Origin of the sequence: Blastomonas sp. (assembly GCF_041747255.1) — a bacterium.
GTDB lineage: Bacteria > Pseudomonadota > Alphaproteobacteria > Sphingomonadales > Sphingomonadaceae > Blastomonas.
Genome location: NZ_JBGTFM010000077.1, coordinates 1 through 8,300, shown reverse-complemented (window position 1 = coordinate 8,300; position 8,300 = coordinate 1). Strand labels below are relative to the sequence as shown.

The 8,300-nt window shown below is 63.6% G+C and carries 10 protein-coding genes; 9 read left to right on the top strand and 1 reads right to left on the bottom strand.

All coding sequences use genetic code 11. From position 1 onward, the window contains the following. The 8 genes from ACEW8G_RS02840 to ACEW8G_RS02805 form a co-directional block, all read left to right on the top strand. Positions 1–849: HAD family acid phosphatase (locus tag ACEW8G_RS02840; RefSeq protein ID WP_373486933.1), on the top strand; the 849-nt coding region annotated here is incomplete at its 5' end. Further along, the gene (locus ACEW8G_RS02835) at positions 846–1,298 is read left to right on the top strand and encodes a hypothetical protein (RefSeq protein WP_373486932.1); all 453 of its coding nucleotides are present in this window, start codon (positions 846–848) and stop codon (positions 1,296–1,298) included. The genes ACEW8G_RS02840 and ACEW8G_RS02835, both read left to right, overlap by 4 nt. Positions 1,299–1,301: 3 nt before the next feature. Then, complete coding sequence (locus ACEW8G_RS02830) at positions 1,302–1,937, top strand: 3-oxoacid CoA-transferase subunit B (protein WP_373486931.1); 636 nt, start codon at positions 1,302–1,304, stop codon at positions 1,935–1,937. Then, positions 1,934–2,839, top strand: coding sequence for an alpha/beta hydrolase (locus ACEW8G_RS02825; protein WP_373486930.1), 906 nt, complete (start codon positions 1,934–1,936; stop codon positions 2,837–2,839). The genes ACEW8G_RS02830 and ACEW8G_RS02825 overlap by 4 nt, the downstream gene beginning before the upstream one ends. Positions 2,840–2,844: 5 nt before the next feature. Next, complete coding sequence (locus ACEW8G_RS02820) at positions 2,845–3,534, top strand: glutathione S-transferase family protein (protein WP_373486929.1); 690 nt, start codon at positions 2,845–2,847, stop codon at positions 3,532–3,534. Further along, entirely contained in the window at positions 3,534–4,535 is a 1,002-nt protein-coding gene (locus tag ACEW8G_RS02815; RefSeq protein ID WP_373486928.1) for an NAD-dependent epimerase/dehydratase family protein, read from the top strand. Before ACEW8G_RS02820 ends, ACEW8G_RS02815 begins: the two co-directional genes overlap by 1 nt. Positions 4,536–4,667: 132 nt before the next feature. Continuing rightward, the gene (locus ACEW8G_RS02810; protein ID WP_373486927.1) at positions 4,668–5,969 is read left to right on the top strand and encodes a serine hydrolase domain-containing protein; all 1,302 of its coding nucleotides are present in this window, start codon (positions 4,668–4,670) and stop codon (positions 5,967–5,969) included. A gap of 31 nt (positions 5,970–6,000) precedes the next feature. Further along, entirely contained in the window at positions 6,001–6,636 is a 636-nt protein-coding gene (locus ACEW8G_RS02805) for a glutathione S-transferase family protein (RefSeq protein ID WP_373486926.1), read from the top strand. Positions 6,637–6,677: 41 nt separating this feature from the next. On the opposite strand, the gene ACEW8G_RS02800 is transcribed toward ACEW8G_RS02805, so the two are convergent. Beyond that, entirely contained in the window at positions 6,678–7,181 is a 504-nt protein-coding gene (locus ACEW8G_RS02800) for a sterol desaturase family protein (RefSeq protein ID WP_373486934.1), read from the bottom strand. A gap of 159 nt (positions 7,182–7,340) precedes the next feature. Between ACEW8G_RS02800 and ACEW8G_RS02795 the strand changes: the two genes are divergently transcribed. Then, the coding region (locus tag ACEW8G_RS02795; protein WP_373486925.1) for a 3-isopropylmalate dehydratase large subunit at positions 7,341–8,300 on the top strand (960 nt) is incomplete at its 3' end.

Below are 8,300 nucleotides of genomic sequence, written 5' to 3'. Positions count from 1 at the left end.
CGCAATCTACCTTTTGCGCGGAATGGTGTTGTTCTTTCCGCCTGCTCCACGACGCAAACGACGCCGGTGGCCAGCGCGCCTGTTGCTGCCCCCGCCGTGCCGATGGGCCAGCAATGGCTTTATGGCTCAGCCGAAGGCGCGATTGCATCGCAGCAGGCGTTCGGCGCGCTCACCGATTATGCGATCGCGCGTGCGCAGGCGCGCCCGGTGAACAGCGTGATCATCGATGAGGCCAGCGGCAATTTCGTGCCGTGCGGCGACAAGCCGATGGCCGCGGTGTTCGACGCCGATGAGACGCTCATCTGGAACATGGGATCGATGCGCTGGTTTGCCATGCGAGGGCAGCAGTTCGATGCAAAGACATGGGAAAATTGGGAAAAAACCGGCGCAGCCAAGGCGGTAGCGATGCCCGGCGCGGTTGAGGCCATGGCCGCGCTGCGCGGCGTGGGCATCACCCCGATTGCCAACACCAACCGCACGTCAGCGAACGCAAAGGGCAGCGAGGACGCGCTGCGTCTGGCGGGGCTTGGCACGTTCAGGCACGGCGACACATTGTTTCTGATGGGCGATGATGCCACCGGATCGAGCAAGGACGAGCGCCGCGCCACCATCGCCGCGCGCTGGTGCGTGGTTGCAATGGCGGGCGACCAGCTCGGCGACTTCCGCAACGCCTTCAACAAGCCCGAACTGCCGCCGCAGGCGCGCAAGGCGATGGCGATGCAAAAGCCCTATGCCGATCTGTGGGGAAGGGGCTGGTTCCTGTTCTCCAACCCGGTCTACGGCCCCTCGATCCGAGGCGGCTTTGATGAGATATTCCCCGCAGACACGCACTGGGAGCCGCAACCGTGAGCAGCCTGTCACAGGGCAACCTTTGGCTCATCATTGGCGGATGGCTGAGCGTTACCGCTGCGTTGCTCCACCTTGGCTGCATTGTTGGCGGCCCATCTTGGTACCGGTTCTTTGGCGCGGGCGAACACATCGCGCAAGCTGCGGCACGGGGAAGCTGGATACCGGTGATCATAACTCTAGGTATCGCGACAGTGTTGTCGATCTGGGCGGCTTATGCTTTTTCCGGCGCAGGACTGATCATAAAGCTACCACTGTTGCGCACTGGACTGATCGTCATCAGCGCAATCTACCTTTTGCGCGGAATGGTGTTGTTCTTTCCTACCGCCTTTCAGCGCCCTGATTTGTCGGAGGATTTCCTCCGTTGGTCGTCAGTCATCGTTCTTGCTATTGGATTGGTGTATGCAATCGGCACCTGGCGAGCATGGAACAGCTTAAGTGGAGATGCATAGACTATGCCCTGGACCCGTGACGACATGGCGGCGCGCGCCGCGAAGGAACTGAAGGATGGCTATTACGTCAATCTGGGCATTGGCATTCCGACACTGGTTGCCAATCATGTGCCGCAAGGTATTGAAGTTACTCTACAATCTGAAAACGGCATGCTCGGCATCGGTCCGTGTCCGTATGATGGCGATGAAGACGCAGACCTGATCAACGCGGGCAAGCAGAAGATCAGCGAACTCTCCTCGTCGAGCTATTTCAGCTCGTCGGACAGCTTTGCGATGATCAGGGGCGGGCACATAGACTTAACCGTGCTGGGCGCGATGGAGATCGCGGAGAACGGCGATATTGCCAACTGGATGATCCCCGGAAAGATGATCAAGGGCATGGGCGGAGCGATGGATCTGGTCGCGGGGGTGAAGAAGATCATCGTGGTGATGGAGCACACCAGCAAGAACGGCGACCCCAAGTTCATCCCGGCCTGCACGCTGCCGCTCACCGGCAAGAACGTTGTCGACATGATCATCACCGATCTGTGCGTGTTCCAGCGGCCCGACCATGACAGCCCGTTCAAATTGGTTGAGCTCGCCCCGGGTGTCAGCGCCGAGGATGTCGCGGCCAGGACCACGGCGCATTACATTTCATGAAGCGCGGCACGAAGATCACGCTCGGTATCGTCGTTGCCGCACTGGTTGGCTTGGGCGGCTATGTCGCAACCGCATCCCCGCCGCTGCTGCTCAGCCACTTCGATGCGGTGATGGGCGGTGGCAAGGGCGCGGTGCAAGTGCTTGAAGCGGAAGGATTTGGCGATAAGGGTCAAACGCTTGACGTGTGGCGCGCCGCCGATGCTGACCCGGCCAACAAGCGCCCGGTGCTGATCTTCTGGCACGGCGGCGGCTGGGTGAAGGGCGCACGGCAGGACTATGCCTTTGCCGGTCGCGCTCTGGCCCGGCAGGGGTTTGTCGTGGTGGTGCCCGATTATCGCAAGGTGCCCGATGTGCGCTTCCCCGCGTTCGTGCAGGATGCTGCGCAGGCGGTGGCATGGACGCGCGACAACATCGCGCGGTATGGCGGTGATCCGGCGCGCATCGCGTTTTCCGGACACTCGGCGGGCGCGCATACCGCAGTGCTGCTGGCGCTCGATCCACGCTGGCTCAAGGAGGCAGGCGTCGAACCCGGCATCGTCAAGGCAGTGGTCGGGCTGAGCGGCGCCTATGATTTCTTCCCGTTCGCCACCAAGCGGTCGATCGATGCAATGTCGTCTTATCCCGAGCCCGCAGTCACCCAGCCGATCACCTTCGCCCGCGCCGATGCGCCGCCTATGCTGCTGATCACCAGCAGCGAGGACACCACCGTGCGCCCGCGCAACGCGATCAACCTCACAAAACGTCTCAAGGATGAAGGCGCGGTGGTTGAAATGATTAACTATCAGGGCCTGGACCATGAGGATGTTGTGATGGCGCTGTCCAAACCATATCGTGACAAGGCCCTGGTGCTTGCCGACAGCGTGACGTTTCTCAACACTCATATGAGCCCAGCCCCCGAGTAATCACAATGGCCTACACGCTGATCACCGCGAACCGTAATTATTCGAGCTGGTCGCTGCGGCCATGGCTGTTGATGCGCGGTCTGAACATCGCGTTCGCGGACCGGCTGGTGGCCTTTGCCGGGCCAGACAACAGCGCTGAATTCCGCCGTTTTGCCCCCAACGGCAAGGTGCCGTGCCTGCATGACGGCGAGACCGTGGTTTGGGATTCGCTGGCGATCATCGAATATCTTGCCGAGCGGCACGCGGGCGTCTGGCCATCCGATCCTTTGGCGCGCGCATGGGCACGCTGCGCGGCAGCAGAGATGCACAGCGGTTTTGGCCCGTTGCGCAACATCTGCCCGATGAGCGTCGGGGTGCGTGCCGAACTGATCGCGGTTCCGCCCGCGCTGCAGGCGGATATCGACCGCATCGCGGCTTTGTTCGCCGAAGGGCTGAGCCGCTTTGGCGGACCGTGGCTGGCGGGCGACACGTTCAGCGCGGTGGACGCGTTCTTCGCGCCGGTTGCTTTCCGGGTGCGCAGTTTCGGCTTGGCTATCGGTGATCCCGGGTTGCGTTGGGTGGACACGATCCTCAATCACCCGGCGATGCGCGACTGGGAGGCGGCAGCGCTCGCCGAAACCTGGCGCGACGAAAGTCACGAGGACGAGATCGCCTCGGTCGCCAGGGTCTTGGTAGACTACCGCCAAACGGGATGATGCAGCGGCAGATCATATTGCTCACCGGCGCTTCGGGTTGGCTGGGTCGCTTTCTGGCGCCGATGCTGCACGCGGCGGGGCATGTCGTCGTGGGGCTGGATGTGGCGCCCGGCCCGGATACCGATATTGTGGCATCTGTCGCGGATCGCCGTGCCGTGGACCAGGCCTTTGCCGATCATTCGCCCGGCTGTGTCATCCACGCCGGGGCGCTGCACAAGCCCGATATCGTCCGCTATTCCGCGCAAGCCTTTATCGATGTCAATGTCGCCGGCACCGTCAACCTGCTTGAGGCCGCCGTGGACGCCGGCCACCCCCGTTTCATTTTTACATCGACGACGTCGCTGATGATCCGTCAGGATGTGCGCGCGGGGGTCTCCGGCGGGGCGCGCGAAGCCTTTTGGCTGGATGAGGATTTCGGCCCGCTGCGGCCGCGCAACATCTATGGCGCGACCAAGCTGGCCGCCGAGCAACTGTGTCGCCTGTATCACGACCTGCACGGGATCGACGCACTGGTGCTGCGGACCGGGCGCTTCTTTCCCGAGGATGACGATACCGATCGCGCGCTGAGCGGCCCAAATCTGAAAGCCAATGAATTCCTCAACCGGCGGCTGACGGTGGAGGATGCCGCCAGCGCCCATCTGGCTGCGCTGGATGCCCCGGGCATGCTCGGATTTCAGACATTCGTGCTCTCCGCGCCGCCGCCATTCGCGCGGGAAGATGCTGCCGAACTGGTGCGAGATGCCCCGTCGGTCATTGCCCGTTATTTCCCCGATGCCGCAGCGCTGTATGCGGCGCGGGGGTGGCGGCTGCCACGGTATATCGACCGGGTTTACGATCCAACGCGCGCCGAAAGGTTGCTGCATTTTCGTGCCGCGACCGATTTCGCCAGCGTACTGCGGGCAATGCGGGCAGGATCGCCAATGCCGTTCCAGCACGATCCCGATTATGTGTCGCCCATCGTCGCCCGGGTGCCCACAACTCCTGGCTTGCCGCCAGTCTGACGCGGCGGAACGACGGGTCGCACCACACTTGGCTTGCCCTGAAGCCAGCCCCGCGCTTATAAGCCGTTGAATGGCCGATATTGTGCGATGCACGCACATGGGGCCCGGGCGCATTTTACCACTGGAGACGGCATGAAGCTTCGGCTGCGCAGTCCTGCTCTCTGGACCGCCAGCGGTGTAGCTGCGGTTGCTTTGCTCGTTGCGGTCACGCTGTCGCGCGGCGCTGGTGTGCTGCCGGGCAGCCCGGCCAATGCCGCGCAGGTCAGCGCGCCAGTCCCCGACATGTCAGAACGCTGGCAGGGCACGGTCGATTATGCCGCGTTCGATGCGCGCATCCAGCGGATGATGCGTGATCCCGGTCTGGTCGGCCTGTCGGTGGCGACGGTGGAGGACGGCAAGCTTACCTTCGTGCAGGGCTATGGTTTTGCCGACCGCGAAAACGGCCTGCCGGTAACACCGGAAACGTTGTTCCGTTGGGCGTCGGTCTCGAAAGGGGTGGCGGGCACGCTCGCCTACACGCTTGCCGAACAGGGTAAGCTCAGCCTCTCGGCCCCGCTCGCAAGCTTTGGCACCAGCCTGCGTCTGGCGGGCGGCGCAGAGGCGCAGCTGGCGGTCCCCGATCTGCTCTCGCACCGGCTCGGCCTCACCCGCAATGCTTATGATGGCAGGCTGGAATCGGGTGATCCTGCGCCGCTGTTGCGCAACATGCTTTCCACCGTGCCGCTGCAGTGCATGCCGGGCGATTGTCACAGCTACCAGAACGTCGCTTATGATGCGTTCAGCGAAATCGTCAGCAGTGCGACGAAAATGACCTATGCCGATGCCGTGCAGCAGCAACTGTTCGTGCCGCTCGGCATGGACAGCGCCGGGCTGGGCATGGCGCACCTCGCCCAGGCAGGCAACTGGGCGCGGCCTTATCGGCGGGGGCAGGTGCAGACGCTGTCCGATTCGTATTTCCGCGTGCCCGCCGCCGCCGGAGTCAGCTCGAACATCGTCGATCTGGCGCGCTGGATGATGGCGCAAATGGGCGCCGCGCCCGATGTCGTTTCGCCATCGGTGCGCGCCGAAACGCAGCGTCCGCGCGTGGCCACCTATCGCGGCGGGCGGTCGGGGCCGGACTCGCTGATCATCAGCCACGGATACGGCCAGGGCTGGCGCAGTCACATTTATGACGGCCACTGGCTGGTCGGCCATGGCGGCGCGGTCAACGGTTATCGCGCGGCGATGTGGTTCGATCCTGAACGACGCAGCGGCATCGTGATGCTGTGGAACAGCTCAAGCACGCGGCCCTTCCGGCTGCCGTACGAGTTTTTCGACGCGCTTTACGGCCGCCCGTTCAGCGACTGGATCGATATCGACAAAGACCCGCTTTTCGGGGTGCAGCCAGCGGCCGACCCGGTTGCCAGCGACATCGCGCTGACAACCGCCGATTGAGCGGCCTCAAGACCACCAAAAGGATTTCCGCATGAGCATCACGCTGCACCACCTTGAGTATTCACGCTCGACCCGGATCATCTGGCTGCTGGAGGAACTCGGCACGCCTTATGAGCTGGTGCGCCATGCGCGTGATGCAAAGACCTTTCGCGCGCCGCCCGAGCTGAAAGCTGTGCATCCGTTGTCCAAGGCACCCACGGTGGTGATCGACGATCATGTCATGGTCGAATCGGGCGCAATCATCGAATATCTGATCGAGCGTTTTGGCGGCGGCAAGCTCGCGCCTGCGGATGCTGCGGACCGCCCGGCCTATCTCGAATGGTTGCACTTTGCCGAGGGCACCATGGCGATGCCGATCATCCTCAACGCTTTGGGCCCGCGCTTTGGCGGGCTGGGCGACATGCTCGGCGGCTTCATCGGGGCAGAGGTGGTCAAGCTGCTCGATCATACCGATGCTGCGGTCAATGGTCGCACCTTTCTGGTCGGCGACAGCCTGACCGGCGCGGACGTGAACCTGTCATACCTGCTTGAAGTGGTAGACGCGGGCAAGTTGCTCGAAAGCCGCCCGGCGTTGGCGGCGTATCTCGCGGGCCTGCGCGCTCGCCCCGCCTATGCCAAGGCGCTGGAGCTGGGCGGGCCGATGGTGTTCACTGGCATGCGCGGATAACCGCACGCTATGCAGGATCGAGAACGCAAGCTTAATACGGCTTAAAGCGCGCCCTGTGCGTCGCGGATGATCGCTGTGCCGGCCTCGCGCTGACGCTTCAGTTCGAGCTTCAGCTTGGCCGGGTCCTCGGCGATGATAAAGCCGAAGCTTACCCCGCCTTCCTTGCCAACGGTCGCATGGTGCAGCTTGTGCGCCTGCACCAGCCGCTTGGCATAGCCACTTTTGGGCACCCAGCGAAAATAGCGCTGGTGCACCAGCCCGTCGTGGATCAGCGTGTAGATGATTCCGTAGATCATCACGCCAATGCCCATCCATGTCGCGGGCATCCAGAACCACGCGCCGATGATGAACAGGCTGATTGAGATTACCGAGCCGACAATCGCGTAAAGGTCGTTCTTTTCCAGCACTTTGTCGTGCGGCTCGTGATGGTCGCGGTGCCAGTCCCAGCCCCAGCCGTGCATCACATATTTGTGGCTCCACCACGCGACAAATTCCATGAACGCGGTGGTGGCGATCACGATGCCCAGATTGATAAGCGCCTGCATGTCATACAGAATAGGCGCAATCATCGCCGGTTTGAAGAGGGCATGTGCACTGGCGTGCGCGGCCGGTTTCATCGGCAACCAAATCGGCGCTGGATTTGGGGATGTGCATCTGCCAAGCGCCGGGCAGGATCGGCGAATTTGCGAGGGTTTTGACAGAGCATGGCGACCGCACAGACACTGTATGAAAAAATCTGGGATGCGCATGTCGTTGATCAGCGCGATGATGGCACCGCGATCATTTTCATTGACCGGCATCTGGTGCACGAGGTGACCAGCCCGCAGGCGTTCGAGGGGCTTCGGCTTGCGGGTCGGGGCGTGCGCGCTCCGGAGAAGACCGTGGCGGTGCCCGACCACAACGTGCCCACGACGCCCGACCGCGAGAAGGGGATCGACGACGAGATGTCGCGCATCCAGGTCGAGGCGCTGCGCAGGAACGCCGAGGACTTCGGCATCGAGCACTACGGCGTCGAGGACGTGCGCCAGGGGATCGTGCACATCATCGGCCCGGAGCAGGGCTGGACGCTGCCGGGCATGACCATCGTCTGCGGCGACAGCCACACCGCGACCCACGGCGCCTTCGGGGCGCTGGCGCACGGGATCGGCACGTCCGAGGTCGAGCATGTGTTGGCCACCCAGACGCTGATCCAGCGCAAGGCGAAGAACATGCGGGTGGAGGTGCGTGGCAGCCTCGGGCCGGGGGTGACGGCGAAGGACATCACCTTGTCGATCATCGGCGCGACGGGGACGGCGGGCGGAACCGGGCATGTGATCGAGTACTGCGGCGAGGCGATCCGGGCGCTGTCGATGGAAGGCCGCATGACGGTCTGCAACATGGCGATCGAGGGCGGGGCGCGGGCCGGGCTGATCGCGCCGGACCAGACCACGTTCGACTACGTCCGCGGCCGGCCCCATGCGCCCAAGGGCGCGGCGTGGGACATGGCGCTGGCGCATTGGCGCACCCTGACCTCGGACGAGGGCGCGCATTACGACAAGACCCTGATCCTCGACGCCGCCGAGATCGAGCCGGTGGTGACCTGGGGCACCAGCCCCGAGGACGTGATCGGGATTTCGGGCGTCGTGCCGTCGCCCGACGACTTCCCCGGCGGCAAGCGCGACGCC

Coding starts and splice junctions, on each gene's coding strand:
- ACEW8G_RS02830 (WP_373486931.1), top strand. CDS start 1,302: ATGCCCTGGACCCGTGACGACATGGCGGCGCGCGCCGCGAAGGAACTG.
- ACEW8G_RS02825 (WP_373486930.1), top strand. CDS start 1,934: ATGAAGCGCGGCACGAAGATCACGCTCGGTATCGTCGTTGCCGCACTG.
- ACEW8G_RS02820 (WP_373486929.1), top strand. CDS start 2,845: ATGGCCTACACGCTGATCACCGCGAACCGTAATTATTCGAGCTGGTCG.
- ACEW8G_RS02815 (WP_373486928.1), top strand. CDS start 3,534: ATGCAGCGGCAGATCATATTGCTCACCGGCGCTTCGGGTTGGCTGGGT.
- ACEW8G_RS02810 (WP_373486927.1), top strand. CDS start 4,668: ATGAAGCTTCGGCTGCGCAGTCCTGCTCTCTGGACCGCCAGCGGTGTA.
- ACEW8G_RS02805 (WP_373486926.1), top strand. CDS start 6,001: ATGAGCATCACGCTGCACCACCTTGAGTATTCACGCTCGACCCGGATC.
- ACEW8G_RS02800 (WP_373486934.1), bottom strand. CDS start 7,181: ATGCAGGCGCTTATCAATCTGGGCATCGTGATCGCCACCACCGCGTTC.